We start from the raw sequence: 23,238 nt of genomic DNA, 5'->3' as shown, positions 1-23,238 counted from the left end.
GATCAACAAATGTCAACTCCACACCACGCACGAAACTCACTCCTCCGATCAAGATCATCTTACCCGGAGTGAGGCACCCACCCATTTACGTTGCCCTACAAGTTCGGCTGCGACTGCTTAGCGGTCCGCCAAATAACATTTCGAGCCCCGACATGAAGCGACTACGGGGGTTTCTCCTAAAGTGGCGAGGAATGGGGATGAATATTTCATGGCATGCCGTTTCCTACAGTGACATCTCTGAACTTCACGATCGGCAGCTTGTGTTTAGGTCTCGATCAGACGGGTTTCATATGCCTCCCTCTGACCGAATCGTAGGCAAGGTTCCACCAGGGAATGAGAATGATGCCTACCTAGTGCGTGCTCCGAGAGGTAGGCTAGAGCGAGCATGGGGAAGATCCTCCTGTTGGTGTTGTTATGAAACGGGTATCCAACACTAGGAGTAATGGACCAGCAAGGTCGGTCCACGGGATTGATTCTCGAAATAAGCACGACTTTGTCGAGAAAGAAACTTGAAAGTTCGAGGGTTAATTGACTGTCAGCTTGAGGTGTTTCTCGGCCACGAGCGAAGCCACATGCTGGCGAAGGCTTAGCGCGGTGTCAATTCCTCGGACAAGCAGTCCGCATTCGAGGTTTTTGCCGAGAGCGGCGCCGGTGATGTTGGCGCTGCCGACGAGGGCGGAGTGGTCGTCGATGACCAGGAGTTTTGCGTGTAGGGAAGCCCCTGGTGGTCGGACGTCGGCCGGCCAGCACAGCCGGATGGCATCTAGGCCCGGAAATGGGTCGGCAAGTCCTTTGAAGTGATCATTGTCGGCTTGTCGCTCCAGAACCAGGGTGACCGTGACGCCACGTGCGCGAGCGTCGTGGAGTGCTTGCGCGACGGTCGGCTCGTTGTGGACGGCGTATCCGACCAGCAAAACGTCCTCAGCGGCTTGGCTGATCAGGTCGACGACCACCGCCGAGGTCAGGCGGGTGGCGGCGGTGGTCACGGGTCCGGTCCACACCGACGTGACGGTGGTGAGGTCGGGGTCCGGTTCGAGAGCCCCGAGCAGGGCCCCTGCCGCAAGTGGACGGTCGACATCGTCGAGGTGGAGCTCGCGCAGTTGGGCGCAAGCGTCACGGACGCGGTGCGCGGCGGTGGCCTGCAGCTTGCTCAGACCGTGCGGTGCCAGCAATGCCGCGGCGATGTGCTGGACGTCGCCGCGGGGCAGCTCCCGACTGAGTCGGACCGCCACAGCGATCACCGCGGCTGCGGTCACGACAGGAAGGCCAGGCTGTCGTGGGTGAGGTCGACCAAGACGGCCCGGTCCAGCCACCGATTGCCAGCCTCGCAACTAGTCTCGGAGGCGAACAGGCAGGCGTGGCAAGCCGCGGCGTGCAACGTCTCCGACGGGTCCTCGGGTACATGTTCGGCGCAGAGCGGGTCCGACGAGCAACGTTGAGCGTCGTTCAACGCATTGTCCAGCAGGCGTTTCAGATGGATCGGTTTGCCGAGGGCGACTAGGCCGCCGAGGGTGCCTTCGCTGTCGCTGGCCGCAGTGGACAGCAGGATTCCGGTCGCCGGTTGGGCGGTGGTGCCGACGTAGATGCGTTCGCGGATGCTGGAGGATCCGTAGCCGCATTCGAGCGCGACCTGCCGTATCAGCAGGTGGCTCAGCGTGTGTAGTAGCAGGAACCGCGGGATGGGGAGGGTGTCGTCGACCGGTCGGTCGCGGTTGGCCGACCACCGGCGGAACGCCTCCTGCATCGCGACGATGCGGGGATGTTCGGCGACTTGCTGCTCCCAGGCTTGCACGCGGGGCTCGGGGAGCTCCAGGAAAACACCTTCCCCGCGCTGTTCGAACGCCGGGACCCAGGACGGGGTGGAGGAGCGGCTGAGGTTGAGCCGGTTGACCGGTTCGAGTTCACGCCGGTCGGGTGCGTTGAGCCGAGTGAACCCGAGCAGCGCCTGGACCTCCCGCAGCCTACTGACCAGCACCACCTGTTGAAGGAGGTTGTCGTAGCCTGCGGGGTTGGTGGTCGGGACGGCCCGGAAATCATCGTCCTGCCGCTGAGTGGTGGGGTGAGACAGCAGGTCCCACTCGGCGCGGAGAAGGTCAGCCTGCGGTGGTGTCACGACGGGCCCACCCTGACCGCGGATGTGCAGAATCGCCGCCCACACCTGATCGCCGGGGGTGTCCCGCAGGGACCGAAGCTGATCCATCCCATTGATAATCGCTCCGACGACTTCGGCGTTGGGCAGTTGACCGAGCAGATCCCAGTTCGCAGCAACGATGTCGGCGACGGTCTGGCTCTGCGGCAGATGCAATGCACTCGCTGTGACGCTGAACCAGAGATTGGAGGCGCCCAGGACCATCAGGCGAAGGTTGCGTCCGCATTCCTCGAAGCGTTGCAGGTGGGGGTGGCGTCCGCGGCAAGCAGGCAGGGCGGCCCACCCGTCCTTGCCGCTGGCTCGGGACACGTTGCGGGAGGCGTTGCATTCCAGGCACCGGATGGTGACCCGCGGGCCCTGCGTGCTGGAGCTGTCCCGCAGGACCAGCTTTGCGCCACCGCAAGGGTCGGTGCTGCCCTGGTGCACAAAGTCAACGTAGGGAAAATCGTCGAGATGCCCTGCCTCGCAGGCCACGAGGAAGCGTGCCGGTAGGCAGGCGCGCTTGTTTCGGGTGGCTCTCGTGGTCTGCTTCTGGCAGGTGGTGTGGACGTATTTCGCCAGATCTGGGCGGCGGCCATGCCGGTGCACGAGGTCGAACTGGCCTGGTTCGAGGGGTCCGAGCCGGAAGCACGCCGGGCAACGGACCCAGCCCGGGAACGGCGAGACCGGCACCCCGGTCCGGGTCCATGGGTCGTCGTTGTCCTGTGGGTCCCACGGCGCGGTCCGCAGCGCGGTGACCTGAGGCCCGAGGGTGATCCGGATCTTCTCCAGCAGCCGAGGCTCAACAATGGTTTCAGCTCTTTCGAGCGGCCAGCTGTCGGTGTTGCGGACCATCACGCTCATGCCGGGCAGGTCGATGATCGAGCCGGTGCCGCCGGTGGTGATGAGGTGGCTGGGTCGGGCTCCGCCGACGCGGCTGGGCTGGCCCTTGGGCCCGCTGACTTTCGCGGCGGGAACTCGGCCGGCCATCATGAGTTCTCCAGGTTGCGGTCGTAGGACCATGCGGGCGTGGTGTCGGCGCTTTGGTCGCGGCGGTCAAGTTGCAGCAGCACTTCGGGTTCCACCTCACGCAGGCTCATGGGTGCCGTCCAGGTGGTCCAGGTGGATTCGTCGGGCTTGTGGAGTAGACCGGTGACGTCCGCGGCGCTCTGGTAGCCGAGTCTGCCGGTCTGCAGGTGGGTGCGCTGGTGGTGCCAGCTGTCGAGCCGGCTCTGCACCAGCTTGCGGACCGCGGCGGTCTGGGCGTTGTCGTGGGTGACCCGGTCGGCGCGGTCGGCGAACAGGTCCACTATGCGGGCGGCGGAGGGACCGGCGACGGGCACGGTCGATGCCGCGGTGTTGCCGAGCCAGGCGGTGCCGGAGTGGCGGAGCCCGGCGGCGAGCACGGCGCTCAGGCCCCGGTCGAGCGCGCGGTCGCTGTAGGGGGTGGTCGTGAGCCCTTCCACTCTCATGCCGAATGTCGCGTGGTCGTGGGCGAAAGTCTCGAAGTGGCCGAGGTCGCGGGGTCGGCTCCACTGATAGAGGGTGATCACCAGCCCTGGGCGGTTGGTATCGCGTCCCACGCGGGAGGTGGCCTGGATGTACTCGGCGGTCGACTTGGGCTGTCCGGTCACCAGCATCAGGCCGAGTCGCTGCACGTCGACCCCGACCTGCAGCATGGACGTCGCCAGCAGGACGTCGAGAGCCGGTGCTCGAGTGCGCATCTCGGCAAGAAGCGCGTCTTTGTCTGGGCCCGCAGGTCCGCGAAGCACGTCGGCCGCTGCGTTGGTGTCCATCCGCGGGATGAACGGTCGTTCGAGGTCGGCCAGTGTGGTGGCGATGCGGCTGCTAGGCATGCGGCTGGTGAGTTCGCTGACCTGAGGTCGGCGCCGTCTGGTGCCGACCGAGAGTGAGGTGAGGCGTTCGGCGACGTCGTCCTCGACGAGGCGTCGCATGCCGGCGAGCTCCCGGGTGGAGGTGAAGTAGTCGACGAGGGTCATGTAGGGGTCGGCGGCGTCGCCGTAGCGGTCGAACAGGGCCTGGGTGTGCTCCATCAGGGCGGCGGCCACCCGAATCTCGATGGCCTTGAAACGCTCACCGGTGGCGCAGATACCACGGTAGCGCCGGCTCGGCGTTGACGGGCTCGGGGCGACGACAGTGGAGAAGAACGTTTCCCCGGCGTCCAAGACTTGAGGCGGGAAGATCGCCAGCCCGCGCGCGAACACCTGCTCCACCTGGTCCCGCGCACGCCGGACGGTCGCGGTGGAGGCGACGAGCACCGGCCGGACGGGTTCCCCGCCCAAGGTGCGGGTGCAGAGGCTGTCGATGACGGTCTCGTAGAGGCCGACCATCGAGCCCAAAGCATCGGCGATCAGATGCAGCTCGTCCTGGATGATCAGGTCCGGGGGCCGTAGCGCCAGCACCGGCTGCGGCTTGGTCGCCGGCAACGGACCGGATTTCGGGTGGGTGCCGGAGCACCAGGTGATGTCGGGGCTGATGTAGCCGTGCCGGGGGCACAGCTGGTCCACGGTGCCGAACAACGATGCGGTGGATGCTCGCCATGGCAGCTGCGCGAACTTGTCGACGGTGCCGATGATCAAGCTGGGCGTGAGGCGGTAGATCTCCTCGTCGGTGACCAGCACCGGCAGGCCCTGCCCGGGTGCGTTGCGCGGGCTGAAGGCGCAGTCGCCTTCGGGGTCACTGCAGTAGAGCAGGACTCGGCGCAGCTTCTCATCAGCGTGCAGATCGCGCCCGGCGGACAGTCGCACCCCGCACCACGGGCAAGTGGCAAGCTGCAGAGGCCCGCCGACCGCATCCTCGACACCCTTGGTGTCTTCGATGGCCTGCCGGGCGTCCTCGAAGGAGTTGGGGGTCACGGAGCCACCCACCCACAGGCCTATACGGAAAGGTGTTGCACCCCAACGTGCATCACCGGCGGCCAATCGTTCCCGCCGCAGCTCCTCGCACGCGCACATCAGGGTGGACGCCCGCTGGAACTGCTGCGCTGTGAGCAGCCGCAACGTATATCGCATCAGAACGGCGACCCCGTCCGTGCCATCGCGAGCTTCCGATCCGGTTCCGACGACACCCTGCAGCCGGCGCAACCCCAGCGTGTAGGCGGTCAATCCCAGGTAGGCCTCGGTCTTGCCGCCGCCGGTGGGGAAGAACAGCAGCTGAGCTTCACCCTCGGCGTCGCGATGCGCATCCGGATGGGTCGGATCGGTCAGTCCAGGCAGGCACAACAGCACGAAGGCCAGCTGAAACGGTCGCCAGCTCCGGTTCTTGGGTACATCGAACTTGCGCAGCAACGTGCGGAGTTCAGCGGCGGGGTCTGCTGTCCGGGCCCGCACGACCTCGCTGCGGACACGCTGCAACGCCATCGCCTGGTTGGCGAAACGGAAGGCCTCCCGAGCCTTCGCATCGTCCCGGAGAAGGTCGACCGCCCGGTCCAGCCGGTCGGCCATTGCGCCGGCCGCATCCAACGCCAGCCGGCCCGCGGGCTCGTAGCGAAGAATCTCCGGCTCATCGAGCCGGACCCGCTGCGCCTTCAACCAACGGCGATACCCGGTGGCGAGCGGCCGCAAGGCACGCTCAAGGTCATCCCGCGTCATCTCCGGGCTACCCAACCGAGCCATGTCGGTCACCAAGTCCGGCATTGTCGCCGGATCACCGGGCACAGTAAGAGCAACATCCGCAGCCGGGAAGCTGGTCGTCTTCAGCCGCCACGCCCGCACTTCTCCTTCGTGCACATCCGCGTCGACGGCGCACTGCCGGCCGTGGGCGTACTCCCGCCGTTCCCGGTAGAGCAGCGCTAGGTGCTGGCGTTCTGCGTCCTGGTCGGTGGGTGGAGGCCTGGTGTCCGGATCGTTGTGCGCGACGAATATCGACCCGTTCCCATCGAGCGCCGTGACGGTGAGCGACACTTGATAAAGCCGGGCAGAGTCCGGGCTTGAGTCCGGGCGGCCTTGGTCGTTGATCAGGGCGAGGTCGACCAGTCGCACCCCGGACCGCTCCCGCACCGTTGCTCGCAGCACCACCCGCTCCTGGGTGGCGTCCACAGGTCGGGGCAGCTGCTCGGCGGCGGTCAGGTCGATCTCGACGGTCCCGCCGCGTGGCGTACGACGCCACACCGTTCGGGGCTTGCCCTGCTCGGTCACATGGATCTCCGACGTGGCCGGTGCATACGCACCCCACACGGCGGTCACCGCGATTCGTTCAACATCCAGCGGCACCTGGAACGACAGGCCGAGCGCCGAGGCGGCCATGGTTCCGGTGCGGGTGGTCTGCGTGATCGGCAAGTCGTCGCCGGGCGAGCCGGTGGCGTCGGTGACCTCGTTGTCGACCAGATCGGGGTCGTCGTCCTCGGTTCCGTCGGTCACCTGTGGTGCGGCTACAGGCTCCGATGGGCGGGTGCGCGGGACCAGCCGGCCGACGAGGTAGCGCTCTGCTGGCGGTACACCCGGCGGCAGCTCCTCGGTCTCGCCGTCACGGGGTCCCCGGAGGTCCAGCTCCAGCAGTCGCTCGAGCTTGGCCCTCACCTCGTAGGATGTGACGGGCGCGGAGGGAGCTGCGTCGGTGGTCATGTGGCGGACCGTACAACGCCGGACCGACAGGAACAGGCGATCACTGCGGACCCATGGCAGCACGTCGATGGTTCTCCTCCAAGAGAAGATCCAGGAGCTCGAAGCGAGCACGCGAGCTGGCGGTCCAACGGGTACCAATCTTGGTGGGGTGGTGGCCGATTCCGAGGTCGAGTTCCCAGTGATAGGCGGCCATCACAGCATGGTCGATCTCCGTGTGCAGGTCCCGGAGAGCGAGCACGGCAGAGTCGCGGTCGGCTGGGTCGTGCACGTGGTTGTACGTGGTTGTCAGCCCCCAAGCGCGATCCAACATAATTGCCGTACGCTCCGAATTCAGTCGCTCACCGAGGTGGCACAGCTCGGATGTGGGCTTTGGGCGCGGAAAAGTGAGGAAGACGTCCGACGGCGAGTAGTTCACATCAGTGCGCATTGTCGAGCTATAACGGAGCGTCCACGCTGTATGGGCGACGCTAGACAATACCGCCTGGTCGGCATAGCTGCTGAGCGCGAAGACGCAACATTTATGCGCAAAGACGGATCCCACGGGCACTCGTACGGGCATGACAACATTGCTGACGAGCGACAATGCCAAAACCTGGTCGAGATCGGCAATGGTCCGATACAAGCCGCGGCCACGCTCGGCGTAACGCCACCAGTTGTCCCGATAGTTCGCACGGTTATTAGTGTCCCGTTGGGGTTTTACAAGGCGACGAACGATGTCGATAGCGTCGGGGTACGTCTGGGCGCGTTCAATAGACCAATCGCTAAAATCAATGATCCACCGGCTTGCTGATGAGTCCGGGCGCTGATTGAGGTCCTGCCCGATGATGTATGGGCGGAGGACCTCGGCGTTGCGCTGATCGTGAGCGATCAGGTCTCGTGCCTGGTCCTCGGTCATGGTGAAACCAAGTCCTAAAACCACGGAGCCAATGAACGCGGTGCTGTCATTTTCCATCAGCCGTTGCGGGCGGCCCATCACTCTGCCGACCGGCTCAAGGTCGTATCCGATGGCCGGGACCTGCTCACCATCCAACACTCGCAAGCCTTCAGCGGCGACATGGGCGCGGCTGGCCCAGACATCAACGATTTCCAGGTTGGCGCTGCTGCTGGGCCACGGGTGGCTGGATCTGGCACGGCGGACGGTCAACCCGCGAGCCCCCGCCTCAGCGAGGCCGACCTCAAGGGTGTCTCCTTGGACGAGGGTATTGGTCGTGATGTAGCCGAGTTGCCCACGGCCATTGAGCAGCCGCTCGGCGCGGAGCACGAACCGTGCGGCCAAATCAGCGCTGCCGTTTATCGCACGGCCGTCCCACCGAACAAGTGCAGCCAGGTAATCGTTGCCCAGCGCGCCGCTGATCTTCTTGCCTCCTAGGAAAGGGGGGTTCCCGATGATGGCGTCGAACCCGGGCTCAGCAACGTCGGCAAATACCTCCGGGAACGCCAACGGCCAGTGCAGCGGTTCCCGGGCAACAACTCCAGTGGGTCGACCGGCCTGGACCGCGGCGACCTGGTCGGCTAGGCCTGCTAGGTAGTCCGGTCTGGCCCACTCGACGGTCATGGCCAGTGCGGTGAAGGCAATGTCGATCTTCTTGCCCTTGAGTTCTCCGGCTCGTAGCCCGACGCCGACCAGGGCGTCGGCGACGGCACCGAGCTGGCGGGTGGTGCTCCGCGCGTCAGTCAGCAGGCGGGTCTTGTGGGCGACGTCGCGGCCGGTGACCACGCTGTGAGCGGTGATCTGACGGCGCAGGTCCGCAGCCCGCTCGAGCTCGTCACCGCGCAGGACGGAGTCGAAGGTGATGGCCGAGCCCTGCGGGGCCATGTGTAGGTGCTCGAGCTGGGCGGTCGTGGTGATTCCGAGGAGGCTGTCGCCGGCCACGAATCGGTCGTCGAGGAAGCCGAACGGCCTCTCGCGGTCCATGGTGACCAGCCACAGTGACAGCTTGGCCATTTCGACAGCGAGTGGGTTGATGTCGACGCCGTACAGGCAGTGCTCGGCGACGAGGCGTCGGGCGTCCAACGCGACCTGCTCAACCTCTGCGTCGGCCGACAGGCGTCCTTGCTGTGTGTGCCGGATCGAGAGGAGCGCGTCGCCTTGGCCTTCTTCCCGGTACGCCTCGATGACTCGGTCGGCGAGGTAGCGGCAGGCGGCGACCAGGAATGCTCCGGATCCCATGGCGATGTCGGCGACGCGGAGGTCCAGGATCTCGGAGGAAGGGCGGATCTTCCACGTCCTGCGGTCGGCGGTTTCCAACGGACCCGGGCGGTAGACCAGCGGCTCGAGGGTGTTGTTGGCGACATCCTCGGCCAATGAACGCGGGGTGTAATGCGCGCCGGTGGAGGCCCGACGGGTGGAGGGTGCGGCAAATCGCCGGCCGGGTAGGACGACCGCGGGCCGCCCGAGCGAGTCCCACCGCAGCACAGGTGCCAGCGGCAGGATCTGCTCGGCCAGTTCGACACCGACGTGACGGCGCAGCGCTTCAAGTTCGTGCTGTTCGAGGGCTCGGGCGAGGTCCTTCTCGAGGCGGCTCTCGCTGCGTCCGGTTCGGGCCTTCAGCTTTGGCACGAGACGCGGGGGCACCTCGGCGAGCCACTGTGCGGCCTCAGTCAGCGGCAGCTCGCTGGGTTCTTTGCCGCCGGGCCAGTCGCCGGAGCGGGTGAGCTGCAGGATCACTTCGGTGGCGGTGCGCACCTCGAGTTCGAGGAGGCCTTCGTAGACGTAGCCGATCTGCTCGACGTCCAAGGCCCGGAAGGTGAGTTTGCGGCGTTCGCCGCCGATTTCGACGTATTGCACTGCGCGGAGTAGCCGCAGGACGGTGGCGTCATCGACCGCTGGGGGACGGGTGGCGGGGTCGGGTGCCTGGTCGGCGCTGCGGCCTTCCAGCCAGGGGAACCGGTCGGGGTCGAACAGTCCGCCGCCGTAGGCGGGAAGCCTCAGGTCTTCGTGGGCGACGCCGGCGTGCAGGGCCCGTGCGGTGGCCAGGAGACGGTGCCAGGCGCCGGTGCGGTATTCCAGTGCTTGTGCGCCGCTGAGGTTTTCGGCGATTTCGAGCTGCTCGACGAGGCGGCTGATGCTGTAGGCGGCGACGTAGACGTCGTCATCGCTGGGTAGTAGACGACGTTCTTCGGCGAAGAGCAGGAAGACGATGCGCATCATGACGGTGACGACCCCGTCGTAGAGGTCGTCGTCGCTGACACCGGCGAGGACCCCGGACTCGGCGTCGAGGCGGTCGAGGGTTTCCAGGAGTAGCTCGACGGCGTCGCGGACCTGTAGGCCGAGGGTCTCGGTGACGAGTTCTTGAGCGTCGAGGCTTTCGCCGAGTAGTTCGGGCAGTGTGTCGTCGTGGGCGACGGCGAGGAACCGTGAGCGTTGCAGCAGCGCGACGAACGCGGCGAAGGATTCCGGTTCTTCCCCCCACAGGCTGGCATCCCACACGGCCGCGCCGGTGGTGCCGCCGATCGGGGCCCAGACGATCGCCCACCAGCGTCCGTCGGTGACCACGCCGACGGGCACATTGCGGGCCCGCAGCAGCACGGCGAGGCGTTCCACCGGGCTGGCGGACCAGCCGGCGGTCGTTGTGCGGGCCAGTGGGTGTGTGCCCCAGTCGGAGATGGTGCCGAGCATCCGCCATGGCCCGACCGTCACGGGAGCAGGTGTCGAATCCTCCTCCGCGTCGGTGTCGTCGTCTTCTTGCTCGTCGTCATCGGTGACGTCGGGTTCGGCGTAGAAGCCGAGTTCGGGGCTGATGAGGACGCCATGTTCGGGGACGAGTTCGGCGAGTGCGGCGGGCAGATCGGTGTCCCAACGCAGGTGAGAGCTCCAGTCCAGGGCTTGGGTCAGGACGGTGTGCACGGCCTTTCGGCGGGAGGCGCCGCGGGTTTCCAGCGCGTCGATCACTGCGGCCCGCACAGCCCGTCTGGCTTCGGCCGGCACCTGCGGTACGCCGGTGGGCCACACCCGGTCGACGACCGGCAGGGTGAGGAACGGCCCCGAGGTTTGCAGCAGCTCCAGCCACGGGTGGCGGCGCCGGGCGGCTTCCCCTGCGGGATGCTGGCGGCGACGTCGGCGGGCCATCAACGCGACCCTTCAGTCATGGTTGCGGGAACGTCTGGAACGGCGAGCACCACGGCGAACGGAAACACGAGCTCGCGGACGTCGGTGTAGCGGCGGGCGAGCTGCTCGATCTCCTGCTCCCGGTTCTTTTCGAGGGTGTCCAGTCGGTCCTGCCATGCGCGGCGGTCCCGTTCGAACTGTTGCCGTTCGGTGCGGTCAAGGTCCTCGAAGCTGAGCTGGACCGATCCGTCAGCGTTCAGCGCGGTGGTCAGTGTGACGCGGAGCTGGTCGAACACGGCGTTGGTGTGCCCGGTGGCCCGGGCGTGCTGTGCCGCCAGATCCGTGGCCCGATAGTCCTTCTGGGCCGTGGCCCGCAGACGGAGGTCCTCCACCAGACGCGGGGTGAGCTCGTCCCATTGCTGCGCGAGCCGCGCCCGGTCGGCGGCAGATGCGGGACGGCATGTCGACGGCTCCAGGGCGGCTTCGACGGCATCTCGAAGTGCGCTGTAGCTGGCCTTCTGCAGGTCCATCCGCTTGGTGGCACCGCTGGTGGGTAGCTCCCGGCCAGCCAGGAAGATCTCCTCGTGCAGCCGTCCACCGTCGGCGCCGACCACCACCAAACGCGCCAAGACCATCACCACCGGGCCGCGCAGGGCCAGTTCGGTGGGCGGGGTGAAACGGACCGCGGTAACCCGGTGCAGATCGGTGCGTCCACCCCACACAGCACTCCGCAGCAGCCGGGTGGCCTGAGCGACCAGGGGATGGCCGAGGTGGCCCAAGACGATGTCGTCTCGTCCGCGCGCCACTTCGGCGTCGAAGGTCAGAGGTCGCAACACACCGGAGAGGGGGTCTTCCAGACCAGCGAGGGTGCGTTCCCACCCGCTCCGCAGCTCTGGGGGTCGAATTTCGCTAGGCTCACCGTCGGTCAGCGGCGGCTGTAGCGCGAGGGCCAGAGCGGTGTCGACGACGCGGCGGACATTCGCGGGCGCAACATGCAGGCTGCTGATCGAGGCATCGAGCTGGGTCCGTAGGCGCTGGGCCTGGGCGCGCAGGTTCTGCTCGGCTTTCAGCAGGGACGCTGCGGGGCTTGCCGTCACCGTCAGCGGGTCGATGAGAAGCGGCCGTCCAAGCATCTGGGCCTCGACCGCCCCGGCCAGAACGGGGTTCACGCTGCCCAGGTCCCTCCGTTCGGCTGCGACTTTGCGGGCCACGCGGGACAGGAATTCGAGGTCGCCGTCGTAGGAGCCGGCGGCTGCGGACTGCCAACCGGCGCCGACGAAATGGACCACGTCGACCTTGGTGCTCTGCCCGTAGCGGTCCACCCGGCCGATCCGTTGCTCGAGACGGTTCGGGTTGAACGGGATGTCGTAGTGGATGACGGTGTGGCAGTGGCGTTGCAGGTCGATGCCTTCGCTGGCGGCGTCGGTGGCCAGCAGAATCCGCAGCGGGTCGCGGTCGGGTGCGGCCTGGAAGGCGTTCTTCAGGTGTTCGCGGTGCGCGGTGTCCATGCCGCCGTGCAGCAATCCCAGCCGGTCACCACCGAGACCGCGGGCGGCGAGAATCTGCGCAAGCCACACCTGGGTGTCGCGGTACTCGGTGAACACGATGACCCGGGTCTGGCTGCCCTTCGGGCATAGCCGGTTCAACTCGGCGATGAGGGCATCGGCTTTGCTGTCCGCGGGTTCGGCGCGGCGCTGCGCCCAGGTGCTCAGCTGTGCGAGTAGGTCCGCCTGCGCCTGGTCCAAGGCGCCGGTGGCGATCGCCGCGCGGTCCAAGACGTCCGCTTCCGCCTCGTCGGCGTCCGGTTCGTCCTCCCACGCCAACGCATCGGCGAGCCACTCCGGGACATCGTCAGCGACTGCGGGCTTCTCGGCACGGGCCAGGGTGGCCTGGTGCGCAGCCAGGGTGCGAGCGAAGGCTGCGGGCGAGGAGAACAGCCGCTTCTTCAGCAGCAGACTGATCAGGTCTCCCGCCCGAACGGCGACCGCGCCAGGGACACGCTGCCGGGAACGGGTGTAGGCGATGAGCAGTTCGTGGCCGGTGCGTTCGTCGTCGGTGTACGTGACCTCGATCGCCCGGGCGGCGCGGCCCGGGAAGCGGGGAGTGCCATCGGGGAGCTGCAAGTCGTCCTTGAGTCGGCGGACCATCACCTGTTGGACAACGGCCGGGTCGGGCTCAACGCCGCGGGCGAACCGGTTGGGGTCCAGCAGCTCGAGCAGTGCCTGCCAGGACTCCGGGTAGCCGTTGTGCGGGGTAGCAGACAGGAAAAGGCGGTGCTGGGAAAAGTCGCCGACCCGGCGCACAGCCTGGGTCTGCTTGCTGTCCAACGCGTACTTCTTGCCTTTTGCCGGAGCCGGCGGGGCGCAGTGATGTGCCTCGTCGACGATCAGCACATCGAAGAAGCCGGGATGGCGGGCCTGCTGGACCAGTACCTCGTCGAGCAGCCGCTGCACACGTGGTGTCCGTAGCCACGGCAGGCTGACGATGGTGCGGGGGAACACGGAGAACGGATTGGCCTCCAGGCCGTGGGTGCGTCGCAGTGACTTGAGCGCGTCGGCGTCCAGGACCGTGAAGTCGAGTCCGAACTTCTCTGATAGTTCGTCTCGCCACTTGCCTGTGAGGGGTGCCGGGCAGACAACCAGGACACGCCGCGCCCGGTTGCGCAGCAACATCTCCTGGACGACCAGGCCGGCTTCGATGGTCTTGCCCAGGCCGACGTCGTCGGCGATCAGCAGGTTGACCCGCGGCATGCCCAGTGCTTTCGCCACGGGTTCGAGCTGGTAGTCCTCGATGGTGATGCCGGCCCGGAACGGGGCCTGCAGGGTGTGGTCGTCGGCGCTGGCGACGGTTCCCCAACGGACCGCGTCGAGGAACGCCCCGAGTGTTTGTGGTTCGTCCCATCCGTCGGCCGTCACCTGCGGCAGCCGCGTTTCCGGGAGGACCTCGCGGCCAGGCTCGATCTCCCACGCCACAGTCAGCTCGTCACCCAGGTCGTCATCGCTGACCGACGTCAGCGTGACCAACGTGCGACCCGGAACCTCCACCGCCAACTCGTCCCGGGGCTGACTACTCACACTCCGCCGGCTCACCACCCACTGCTGGCCGCGGACCCGCACCAACTGCCCCACATCCGGGGCGGCGTCCACTGTCAGTCCTCCAAGCATGCGCTGACTGTAATGGCCTTGCCATCTACATCCTGAAATGAAGCCGTCAGCTGGCCGAAGCGTCTCACCGAGGTGCCAGAGGTGTGTAGCTATTTCCTGGTCCTGGTCCTGGTCCTGGTCCTGGTCCTGGTCCTGGTCCTGGTCCTGGTCCTGGTCCTGGTTCTGGTTCTGGCCCTGGTTCTGGTTCTGGTCCTGTCGCTTGTCGCTTGTCTTGGCTGTCGCGCTGGCCGGAGCGTTGCTCCGCTCACAGTGGTGCAGTCGTTGTCGTCGCATGACGCGGCCAGCGGGTGACCACTGGCGTGGTGGGAGCCGTCGGCCGCCGGGATGTCTAGCGTGGGCGGCGGTGGTTCCGCCCAGCACATGGGCCGCGGTAGCGCGCTCGGAAACTGACAACAGGGGCTGATCAGCCGGCCGTGCCCAGACCCGCGGTCCTGCCTGTGGCACCCACCAGCGCGCACGGTGACGGCTGCAAGATGCTTGATGACGGGCGTGGCGCTCCATTCCGGATCGCCGCCCAACCGGGCGTCAGGTGACGGGAGCAGACCATGACGGCAATGCCAAGACAACGTCCAGAACGGTCGTCAATGCGATCGGGGGTCGTCATCATGCCGGATGCGATGTGCGCTTCTCGTGCCGAGTACGAACCGTCAGCCGGCGTGCCGGCGGCCAATACCGTGGCGTCAGCCGCGTGACGTCACAGCGACGGACGGCGTCGCGGGCGGCCCGCATGGGAGCTGGCGTCGTGGCGAGCGGCGCGGCAGCCTTGAGCTTCCGCGGGACGGCTGACTATGCAGAGAAGAGTCATGCCGTCGATCCGGGTTGGGGCTGGATCGTCCCGCTGGTCGTCGAGGCCGGCGTCCTGACCGCCGCCGCGATCGCCTGGGTTCGATCCGGTGACGGCGTGACGGCGCGCGTGGAGACAACGGTCATGGCGTCACTGCTGACGTTGAGCGTCGTCATCAACGTGGCACATGCTGCGACGACGACGCTCCTGGGACACGTCGTCGCAGCGACGCCACCCTTGGTTCTGCTGGTCGCGGTCGAAGGCTTGTTGCGGGAGCAGCGCCGCGTTGCCCGCCTGAAAACGCCGCTGGCGGTGGCTGACTGGAGTGCCGACGTCTCATCGGCTGACGAACGACCGATCCCCAGCTCGCAGCCTGACGGCGCGCAAAATACCGGCGGCCGTCAGGCGGGGAACGCGGAGTACGTATCGACGATTCAAACGCCGGCCACGGCCCGTCAGGTCGTCACAGTGCCACCGTCACCGAATGACGCCTCAGCCGATGTCGTCCCTCTGCAGGTTGATCGCCCACTTGATCTCTCACCGCCGTCAGCACCAGCGGCGTCCTCAGTGCCGTCCCTCCTGCTCGAGGTATTTCGTGCCCTCGACGCCGGCGAAGCGGTGACAGGCGCGTCTGTGGGTGCGTGGTTGGACGTCTCGGAGTCCACGGGCCTCCGCCGCCTCCGAGAGCTCCGGATCCGTCATCCCGAGTTGGACCTCAAGATGCGGGCCAGCCGTCAGGACAAGGCAGACGCCGAGACGCCCAGCTCGCGGGACCGGGTACCGGTCGGTCGATGATGGTCGATGACCTGACGAACGTATGTTCGATAGACTCCGCGTATGGACCGATTCATGAACGAGGAGATTCCGAAGGACATCCCCGTCAAGCTGCCTGGTCCGAGCTACTCGGTGATCTCCCGGCTGGTGCTTCTGGACGGTAGCGAGGAGTACCGGCCGTCGAAAGCAGTCCGCTGGAGTCGATCCCACGTGATGATCAAGCTGCAGGAGCGTGACGGGATCGAGCCGGAGTACGTGTGGTTGCGCGTCGAGGACGTTCAGCGGGTGCTGCGGAAGCCGCCCACCCCTGCCGGCTGATCACGGGCAACGGTTGGCAACTGGGGGAGAGCGCGTAGTTATTCAGACCACGGAAAGCAGATGTGCGAGGTCCTGGGATTGCTCCCGCCGGCCGGCGTCTCGAACCCGCTGGCGTGGTGACGGTGACTTCCGTTGGCGTGAGCCAGCGCGGCCAGCACGAGACCGAGGTGACGACTATCCAGCGAGCAGACGACATCGCCCAGGTTGACCCGCGCGCTGCCGCCAATTGCTGCTGCAATCGACAGCAGAGCTCGTTCGCCGCTGGACAGGCCTGCGACCTGACTCGGGATGGCGTCGAAATCGATCCATGCTCCATTCTCGTCGCCGGGTTGGACCCACGGATTGCCGAGGGCGGCGAACCGTCCTCTGAACGATTCGATCAGCAGCTCGGTGGCGGCTTCCGTGGTGAACATGCCGCGGGCCCATTCACGGAGCGCAGTAGTGGTGTCGGTGATCATGAGATGTCCTCTCTTCGAAGAAGGTCCCCAACGGCTGCGTTGCCGGATTGGGGTAGGTGGGCTGAGCTGGCTGCGGTTTCTTTTCTCTGGCGGCAGGGGCCGGCGGGGTGGATCTCGAGCTCTTTTCCGCGTCAGGCCCGGGTTCGGAGGGCTCAACGAGGGCGGTAGTCGGCGGCGAGATTGTCGAGAACGGTGGCGATGAGGTCATCGATGAACTGGATCGATGCTGGGTTCTCGATCTCCGGTAGGGACATCTGGCCCATGTGTTTGTCCGGCAATCCGTCGACTGCCACGGTCCAGCGGACTGGGCCGGCCGCCAGGTGCTGATCGAGTTCGGTCCGCAGGGCGGCAGTCGCGCCGGCCGGGTCGGCGGCGGAGATGTCGAGCCCGGTGCTGGTGGTGAGGTGAAACATGTCGTCCTCCAGGTGGTGTGGTCGGTATGCAGCGATGTTGTGGGTCAACCTCATTACTGCCGAGCTGGGGCGAGTTCTTGTGGACAACCTCCGGCGCTGTGGACAACTTGGTCAGGCGAGCAACGCAGCGCGGCCCGCGGCGACCGGGGACGATGCTCTTCAGGTAGAGGAGGTCGGGCTGGTGAGGTCGACGCGGGCCGCCGGTTTTGCCGTGACAGCCGATTCATCCGGCTGATGACGACGGGGCTTGACGGACGCCGGTGGCCGTTTTCGGAACGGCCACCAGTGCTGTCAGATCCGGGGCAGGACCAGCTGGGCCATGCGCTCGGCCTTGCGGTAGGCGGTGGTCACGCTGTCGTAGGCCAGGCGGTCCGTGACGGTCCAGGTGACGGTTCCGATGCGGACGAGCATGGTCCGGCGGTTGCGGTCGAAGGCCTGGCCGACGTTATCGTGGCCGTGGGCCCGGATGAGCAGGCTCGGTCCAGCGACAGCCATTTTGCGGCGCGGCTGGCTGACTTCGTGGGCGATGCTGGCCGGGACCTGGACGCGGGACGCGCTGGTCGCAGGCAGCAGGCCCGCCATGTCGACGGTGTGCAGCCATGCGCCGCAGTAGGTGTCAACGGCGCCCAGGTCGTGGAGGGTGACCATCGTGGCGCCGGTGGTGATGGAGATGTGGCTGCCAGCTCCCGCGTCGCTGCTGACGATGGTGACGTTCTGGGTGCCGGTGATCTCGATCTGGACGGTGATGGCCTGCGTTGCGCTCACGGCGGGGATCTCGCTCTCACTTGGTGGACCTCCGCTTTTTCGGCGGCCCGAACGCTCGCGTTCGGGGTGACGGTCGAAAGGGGGCCGGAGGCCGGCGCGGGGGTTCCGGCTCGTCCGGTCGGGGCGTAGTGGATGAACCGTGGGGGAGCGAAGCGGCGGAAGGGTTCACCCGACCGGTCGGGCTGGGTTCATCGGGCCCGCAGCCCTGGAGCCGTCGCTACACTCCGACCCTGGTCGGGCCGCCGGAAAGGCGTTGGCTCCGGCCGTCTTTGCCGGAGACAATCCAGCGCGCCGAAGGTGCTCCCCATTGTTGTTGCACTGCTCACCCGCTGCGGATTGGATCACGGCAGTTCCGCAGATCCGAAGAGATCCGGCAGCAGCGCGACGGCGTCTGACTGCTGCCGCAGAGGCACGGCGACGTAGATCGAGGTGGTGGCCATGGACTCGTGTCCCATCAGTTCCTTGATGACGAGCGAGTCAGCTCCCCGCTCGCGAAGGGTGGAGCCGAACCAGTGCCGCAGCGCATGTGGTGTCCCTGGGACGCCGGCCCGGTCCATCGCCTTGGAGACAGAGGCACTGACGGAATTGGCGAGCATCGGGCCGCCGGCCAGGGCCCGTTCGTTGCCGACCCAGCTCGGGAACCACCACGAGCGGCTCGGCATCTCCCTGGCGAGTCGCTCCAGGAGCGGGTGCAGCGGGATGTCGCGCTTCTTGCTGCCCTTGCCGTTGACGCGGATGGTCTTGGTCAGCAGGTCGACGTCTTCACCGCGGATGCCGGCGATCTCGCCAACCCGGAGGCCGGCGTAGGCGGCCAGGAGGATCATCGCCTTCGTCCGCCGATAGGTGCGGCTCGTCAGCAGCACGACGAGATGTGCGTCGGCAAGGGGCCTCGGTTTGCCCTTCGGCACCCTTGGCGTGGTGGCGATCAGCGTGGGGTCGTCGGGGCGGTGCCCGGTCCGGACCAGCCAGAGGCTCCACGCACGGATTGCTCCGTGGTACGTGGCGCGGGTCGCTCGTGACCAGGCTGGGTTGACGAGAAACTCGTCGATGTCGACCGGAGTCAGGGTGGCCGGGTGCGATAACCGGCCGATGACGTTGATGCGTTCCTTGATCGTTTTGTCCGAAAGGTTGCGGGCACGCTGCCAGAGCGCCCACGCAGCGATGAGTTCCGAGTCGCTGGGGACGAGCGCTGAGGTCGCTGGCGAGCTCAGCGCCGCCGGCATGTCAGGCGCAAGGCCGGGCGAGTCGAATCGAGTTCTGTCGAGATCTGACGTGGCCATCTGCGCTCCCAGACTTGCAACCTTCGGAATGAGGACGAAGATGAGCCTCTGACAGCAGGCAGGGACGTCAACACCGCGTAGCGGGGACGTATCGGGACGTCCTGGGGTCGACGGGACGTCCCAGAACGTCCCTGGGGAGGGGAGCCAGTGCCGAACGAACGGCTGCGCAGCTCCATCACCTCGAGAGGGCTGTCGCTCGACGCCCTGGCGCAAGCTGTTCAGGTCGACGCAAAGACGGTCGAGCGGTGGATCTCCCTCGACCGGGTACCGCGTGGAAAGCACCGGTTCAAGGTCGCGGCGCTCCTCGCAGTGGACGAAGCCCACCTGTGGCCGAGCATTCTCAAGCATGCTCAGACCCGGGCTGCGACCGAGGCCGAGTTCGTAGCGATCTACTCCAACCGCGGTGAAGTACCCCACGACGTGTGGCATCAGCTGATCGACTCGGCTACTCAGCGGATCGAGATCCTGGCCTACGCTGCGCTGTTCCTGACCGATTGGGATCCTGATCTGGATGGGGTGCTGGCAGCGAAGGCGCGAGCTGGGACGACGATTCGGCTTCTGCTGGGTGATCCGACATCGCCGGCCGTCGCCGCCCGCGGCGCGGAGGAGGGCATCAACGCCGGCCTGGCCGCCCGGATCCTGATCAGCGAACAGAACTTGGCGAGGACAATCGGAACGGATGGGGTGGAGCTACGACACCACTCGACCACGCTGTACAACTCGATCTACCGATTCGATGAGAACCTGTTGGTCAACACCCACGCCTACGGCTTCCAGGCGGCCCAGTCCCCGGTGCTGCACTTCCATCGCGTACCCGGTGGCCGGCTCTTCGAGCACTACCTGAGCAGCTTCAACCGGGTCTGGGACACCACCGAACCGCAAGAGGAGAACCGATGATGGCAAGACGCGACTACCTCGACGACCCGAGCGCTCCGAAGGCGAACAGCATCGTCCCGTCGGCGACGGCAATCGTGGTGAACGAGGCAGGCGAGCTGCTGATGGTCCACAAGACTGACAACAAGCTCTGGGCGCTCCCGGGCGGAGGCATGGACCCGGGGGAGTCGATCTCCCAGACCGTCGTCCGCGAGACGAAGGAAGAAACTGGGATGGACGTAGAGGTCACCGGCGTGGTCGGGATCTACACGAACCCCGGCCACGTCATCGCCTACGACGACGGCGAGGTACGCCAGCAGATGTCGATCTGCTTCACGACCAACCTCCTCGGTGGTGAGATCGCGACCAGCTCGGAGACCAGCGAGGTTGAGTTTGTCCCGGTCGACCGGCTGGACGACCTGAACATCAACCCTTCGATGAGGTTGCGGATCGACCACTACCTCGAGCATCGCGAACGGCCGTACATCGGCTGATCACTCTCACCCGGTCAGGCGTATCTGCACTCGTCTCACGGCGGCCACAATGTCGCCCGATGCCTCCTCGATTGCCCTGTGGACAGGACTCTCCTCTGTATACCGGCGAAGGATCTCCGCCAGCCGGTCCTCGACGGTGACAGTCTGACCTGTGGGCCCGGTTGTCATGTCTGCCCAGATCAAGGCGTCTGCCACTGGGCCCACCTCGAGTTCATATGACTGAAGCTCAGGCAGCATGCCCCGTTCGTCTGCTTCGAACCGAGCGCAGGAGTGGTTGGCCACCAAGTTGATGAGCCGCGCAGGGGCACCTCGACCCGCTAGGTATCGTGCTCCGTCCAAGGGATGAAAACCCGTGTCGGCAATTTTCGGGCCGTAGCCAATGTCGTGGAGCCAAGCGGCGGCCTCAAGAAGGGCGCGGTCCTGTGGTCCGATTGTGACGCTGGCGATCCTAGCTTGAGCGGCTACCGATCGAGTGTGATGCCATCGACTTGGCAACGATTGGAGCTGCTGCCTCGCTAGCGGCTCAGCCCAATATTGAATTTCGTTGTGAGGCGGCGTAGCCGATCGGCTGGGCATGCAGCAAATCTACTCCGCCTCGGGAGATGGCGTGCGTAGACAAGATCAGACTGTGGACTAGCAACGACAAGATTTCTGGCGCCCCATGGATCGGTGCCGTCCACATGCACGGCCCAGCTCCGGAGGATGTCCGCATGTACGTTTCCATTACATCTGCCTCCACTCTCTGGCCCGTACGGTCACGCACATCTGAAGCTGAGTCACGTCACCACACCCACTGCCCCGGCTACGTCGCGAATCGCGAGTCTGGCGATCGTCAGGATGATGATGCGATCAATACCGAGACGGCGTACGGGCCGGTCCGCGGCGGGTGTTTGAAAAACCCGCAATACGTCTCTGAGTGGAAATACAAACCTTGGCCTCAGGAACTATTGTCGTCCTCTATCCAATTAGAGGTATACACGTGGCGGATGTAATATTTTTGACACAACTCCATTCTTCATTCAATTAGGGATAGGAACGGCGATTCATCTCGAGCCCAAACACCAACTCGAGTATTAACTTGACGAGGCCTAGTCAACAGCAAGAGCCTACTCGGCCTAGTCACAGCCACGTAGAAGGCCCGCAACTCCGCCTTAAAACTTTCGGGCGACCTAGCGCGGAAGTCGGGGAATTGGCCATCGTTTAGCCCAACGATGGCGACCGCCTTGAACTCTTGCCCCTGCGCTCGATGGACGGTGTGCAGTCGCACACCGGGATCCGAGTCTGTCCCAGCCTGCCATTGGGTCACAAATAGCTCGAACTGAGCCCACCCTCTATTTGCCGGCGGTTGCGTATCACAAAATGCAAGCCACGCCAGCTCCAACTCACGCTGATCGTCTGACCAGCCCAACTCATTGATACTAATCGATTGAATAACTTCCATGAATTCGGTTGGTGTCTGAGATTTGGAAAGCTCGCGCAGAGCCTCGCTCTGTATATTGCTGACGTTCAGATGGTCAATGGGGTTATCTGAAGCGCTCAATAAGTTTGTGCCCAGAATTCGACTTACGCGGCGACGGGAGACAGCTGAGCTCGAATCAAATGTCCCGATTGCCCATGCCCGTGTGCCTAGTTCGGATCCGAGCCAATCCGTCGCCTTACTAGCGAGCGAAACCTGAACGCCGAGTTGGCTTAAAACGTCTGCGGTTCGTCGCAGCGCCGCTGCCGATCGAGCTAACACTGCAATTTCTTTTGGTAACACCTTAGCGGATTCAGTCGGCGCGATTGAAGAACCTGGCATACCTTGGTTCAAAATAGTAACCACCCAGTCGGATACGGCCAGGGCCTCCGACTCCTCGTCATCATAAAAGTGCGATTCCACTTGTCCGGCAGCAGCAAAGTCTTGCGACCGTCCTGGCGGATCGTCGAGTTCCTGCGCCACGCGTTCGGCCACCTTCGCGATCGCCCTGGCCGACCGGAAATTTTGGGAAAGCTTGTAAACAGTAGCTTTGTGGGAAATCACAAAGTTTGTCAAATGCTCAGCACTAGCACCCGCAAACCCGACAATCGATTGTTTGTCGTCTCCTACCAGAACAACGTTGGTGGTGAGATCAGAAGAATCTAGTCCCCAGAGAGCTGATAGGAAAGCCATCTGAGATGCAGTGAGGTTCTGCGCTTCGTCCACAATGACATGTCGGTATAGTCGAGTGATTAGCCTACGCACACCAGGTGACTCTTCAAGCAATTCCCGTGCACGCCCGACCATAGATTCATAATCCAGGACGCCGGCATCAGCAAGGGCACTTGCCCACTGAAACATCATGTCGTTCTCGGCTTGGCCTAGTGCGCGAGAAAGATCCAGCTGATTCAGCAATCCCAAAGGGTTCTCAACGGGCTCCAAACCCTGCTCTTGACGCCAAGTCTGTAGCAGATCGATCCTATCCGTCTCGTCGCTGATCACGCCGGGCTCGGCCGGGAGGCCAATCCATGTGCCGTATTGAAGAAGCAAGCCGTGTGCGAATCCGTGGACCGTATTAGTTTCAACACTGCGACGTGTTTCGCCTAACCGGTTTGAAAGGCGGGACTGGAGCTCGTTGGCCGCGCGCCGAGTGTAGGACAAGGCGAGAACTTTGAAGTCACCTGCAGATTCTTTGAGCAATCGTTCAACGCGCTGCGCGACGACCTCGGTCTTGCCGCTACCGGCGTTAGCTAACACGACTATGGCCTGGTCGTCGCTATCTACGACGGACTTCTGCTGCTCGCTCAGATTGCTCCTGTTGATGTCCATCATAAGGACTCTTCCGAACGCGAAGTATAGCCCAAACAACTGATTAGATGCTGGAAGCCAAGTGGCCATTCATCGATGTTAGGAAAGCGGTCGACAAAGGATCGACCTAATGGTCCACCGTAACTTCCTTTGAGTGCTTTCAGCCTCGTTAGAGCATCGCCCTCCACGCTGGCAAGTAAATTAGAGCATTGCGACAAACACCACTCCGAATCGTGTGCCGCCAATACTTCTTCAAGTGCACCGTCAAGCTCTGTGGTGCCCATGGCCCAGACCCTGCTAGTGTCGCGTGTTTGAAGTCTTCTTACGGTGGGCTTTGGCGAGGATCTGGTCGGCTGTTTTGGTCCAGATGAACGGGTGGCAGCGTTCGTTCC

17 protein-coding genes are annotated in these 23,238 nt (G+C 65.1%); 5 read left to right on the top strand and 12 right to left on the bottom strand.

Annotated features, from left to right (window positions below):
• Positions 1–524 precede the first annotated feature (524 nt).
• The 5 genes from drmC to drmD are packed head-to-tail and all read right to left on the bottom strand — an operon-like array spanning position 525 to position 13,923.
• Positions 525–1,256, bottom strand: a complete 732-nt coding sequence (drmC, locus tag ABIB25_RS28175; protein ID WP_354531828.1) for a DISARM system phospholipase D-like protein DrmC — start codon at positions 1,254–1,256, stop codon at positions 525–527.
• The gene (drmB, locus tag ABIB25_RS28170) at positions 1,253–3,121 is read right to left on the bottom strand and encodes a DrmB family protein (protein ID WP_354531827.1); all 1,869 of its coding nucleotides are present in this window, start codon (positions 3,119–3,121) and stop codon (positions 1,253–1,255) included. Before drmB ends, drmC begins: the two co-directional genes overlap by 4 nt.
• A complete protein-coding gene (gene drmA / locus ABIB25_RS28165) occupies positions 3,118–6,711 on the bottom strand; it encodes a DISARM system helicase DrmA (RefSeq protein ID WP_354531826.1) in 3,594 nt (1,197 codons plus the stop codon). Before drmA ends, drmB begins: the two co-directional genes overlap by 4 nt.
• Before the next feature lie 40 nt (positions 6,712–6,751).
• A complete protein-coding gene (locus tag ABIB25_RS28160; RefSeq protein ID WP_354531825.1) occupies positions 6,752–10,780 on the bottom strand; it encodes an Eco57I restriction-modification methylase domain-containing protein in 4,029 nt (1,342 codons plus the stop codon).
• The gene (gene drmD / locus ABIB25_RS28155; protein ID WP_354531824.1) at positions 10,780–13,923 is read right to left on the bottom strand and encodes a DISARM system SNF2-like helicase DrmD; all 3,144 of its coding nucleotides are present in this window, start codon (positions 13,921–13,923) and stop codon (positions 10,780–10,782) included. Before drmD ends, ABIB25_RS28160 begins: the two co-directional genes overlap by 1 nt.
• Before the next feature lie 81 nt (positions 13,924–14,004).
• On the opposite strand from drmD, the gene ABIB25_RS28150 reads away from it, so the two are divergent.
• From ABIB25_RS28150 to ABIB25_RS28140, 3 genes are all read left to right on the top strand, one after another.
• Complete coding sequence (locus ABIB25_RS28150; protein ID WP_354531823.1) at positions 14,005–14,214, top strand: hypothetical protein; 210 nt, start codon at positions 14,005–14,007, stop codon at positions 14,212–14,214.
• Between the two features lie 397 nt (positions 14,215–14,611).
• Positions 14,612–15,502, top strand: a complete 891-nt coding sequence (locus tag ABIB25_RS28145) for a DUF2637 domain-containing protein (RefSeq protein WP_354531822.1) — start codon at positions 14,612–14,614, stop codon at positions 15,500–15,502.
• 54 nt (positions 15,503–15,556) lie between these two features.
• Complete coding sequence (locus ABIB25_RS28140; protein WP_354531821.1) at positions 15,557–15,799, top strand: hypothetical protein; 243 nt, start codon at positions 15,557–15,559, stop codon at positions 15,797–15,799.
• A 38-nt stretch (positions 15,800–15,837) separates the two neighbouring features.
• Here the strand turns inward: ABIB25_RS28140 and ABIB25_RS28135 are convergent, their stop codons facing one another.
• The 4 genes from ABIB25_RS28135 to ABIB25_RS28120 all read right to left on the bottom strand — a co-directional run bounded on the left by ABIB25_RS28135 (position 15,838) and on the right by ABIB25_RS28120 (position 18,715).
• Positions 15,838–16,257: a hypothetical protein gene (locus ABIB25_RS28135; RefSeq protein ID WP_354531820.1), complete on the bottom strand. Its 420-nt coding sequence runs from the start codon at positions 16,255–16,257 to the stop codon at positions 15,838–15,840.
• Between the two features lie 152 nt (positions 16,258–16,409).
• Positions 16,410–16,718: a hypothetical protein gene (locus ABIB25_RS28130; RefSeq protein WP_354531819.1), complete on the bottom strand. Its 309-nt coding sequence runs from the start codon at positions 16,716–16,718 to the stop codon at positions 16,410–16,412.
• Between the two features lie 243 nt (positions 16,719–16,961).
• Complete coding sequence (locus tag ABIB25_RS28125) at positions 16,962–17,435, bottom strand: hypothetical protein (RefSeq protein WP_354531818.1); 474 nt, start codon at positions 17,433–17,435, stop codon at positions 16,962–16,964.
• A 341-nt stretch (positions 17,436–17,776) separates the two neighbouring features.
• Entirely contained in the window at positions 17,777–18,715 is a 939-nt protein-coding gene (locus ABIB25_RS28120; RefSeq protein ID WP_354531817.1) for a tyrosine-type recombinase/integrase, read from the bottom strand.
• 147 nt (positions 18,716–18,862) lie between these two features.
• Between ABIB25_RS28120 and ABIB25_RS28115 the strand changes: the two genes are divergently transcribed.
• Both ABIB25_RS28115 and ABIB25_RS28110 read left to right on the top strand, forming a co-directional pair.
• The gene (locus tag ABIB25_RS28115) at positions 18,863–19,612 is read left to right on the top strand and encodes a helix-turn-helix domain-containing protein (protein WP_354531816.1); all 750 of its coding nucleotides are present in this window, start codon (positions 18,863–18,865) and stop codon (positions 19,610–19,612) included.
• Positions 19,612–20,082, top strand: coding sequence for an NUDIX hydrolase (locus ABIB25_RS28110; protein ID WP_354531829.1), 471 nt, complete (start codon positions 19,612–19,614; stop codon positions 20,080–20,082). Before ABIB25_RS28115 ends, ABIB25_RS28110 begins: the two co-directional genes overlap by 1 nt.
• A gap of 6 nt (positions 20,083–20,088) precedes the next feature.
• On the opposite strand, the gene ABIB25_RS28105 is transcribed toward ABIB25_RS28110, so the two are convergent.
• The 3 genes from ABIB25_RS28105 to ABIB25_RS28095 all read right to left on the bottom strand — a co-directional run bounded on the left by ABIB25_RS28105 (position 20,089) and on the right by ABIB25_RS28095 (position 23,130).
• The gene (locus tag ABIB25_RS28105) at positions 20,089–20,658 is read right to left on the bottom strand and encodes an HD domain-containing protein (protein ID WP_354531815.1); all 570 of its coding nucleotides are present in this window, start codon (positions 20,656–20,658) and stop codon (positions 20,089–20,091) included.
• 439 nt (positions 20,659–21,097) lie between these two features.
• Positions 21,098–22,867: an ATP-dependent helicase gene (locus ABIB25_RS28100; protein ID WP_354531814.1), complete on the bottom strand. Its 1,770-nt coding sequence runs from the start codon at positions 22,865–22,867 to the stop codon at positions 21,098–21,100.
• Positions 22,867–23,130, bottom strand: coding sequence for a hypothetical protein (locus ABIB25_RS28095; RefSeq protein ID WP_354531813.1), 264 nt, complete (start codon positions 23,128–23,130; stop codon positions 22,867–22,869). The genes ABIB25_RS28100 and ABIB25_RS28095 overlap by 1 nt, the downstream gene beginning before the upstream one ends.
• Positions 23,131–23,238 lie beyond the last annotated feature (108 nt).

The organism is Nakamurella sp. UYEF19 (genome assembly GCF_040546275.1).
GTDB lineage: Bacteria > Actinomycetota > Actinomycetes > Mycobacteriales > Nakamurellaceae > Nakamurella.
The sequence above is the reverse complement of the archived record's forward strand: the minus strand, read 5'-3'. Positions and strand labels throughout refer to the sequence as shown.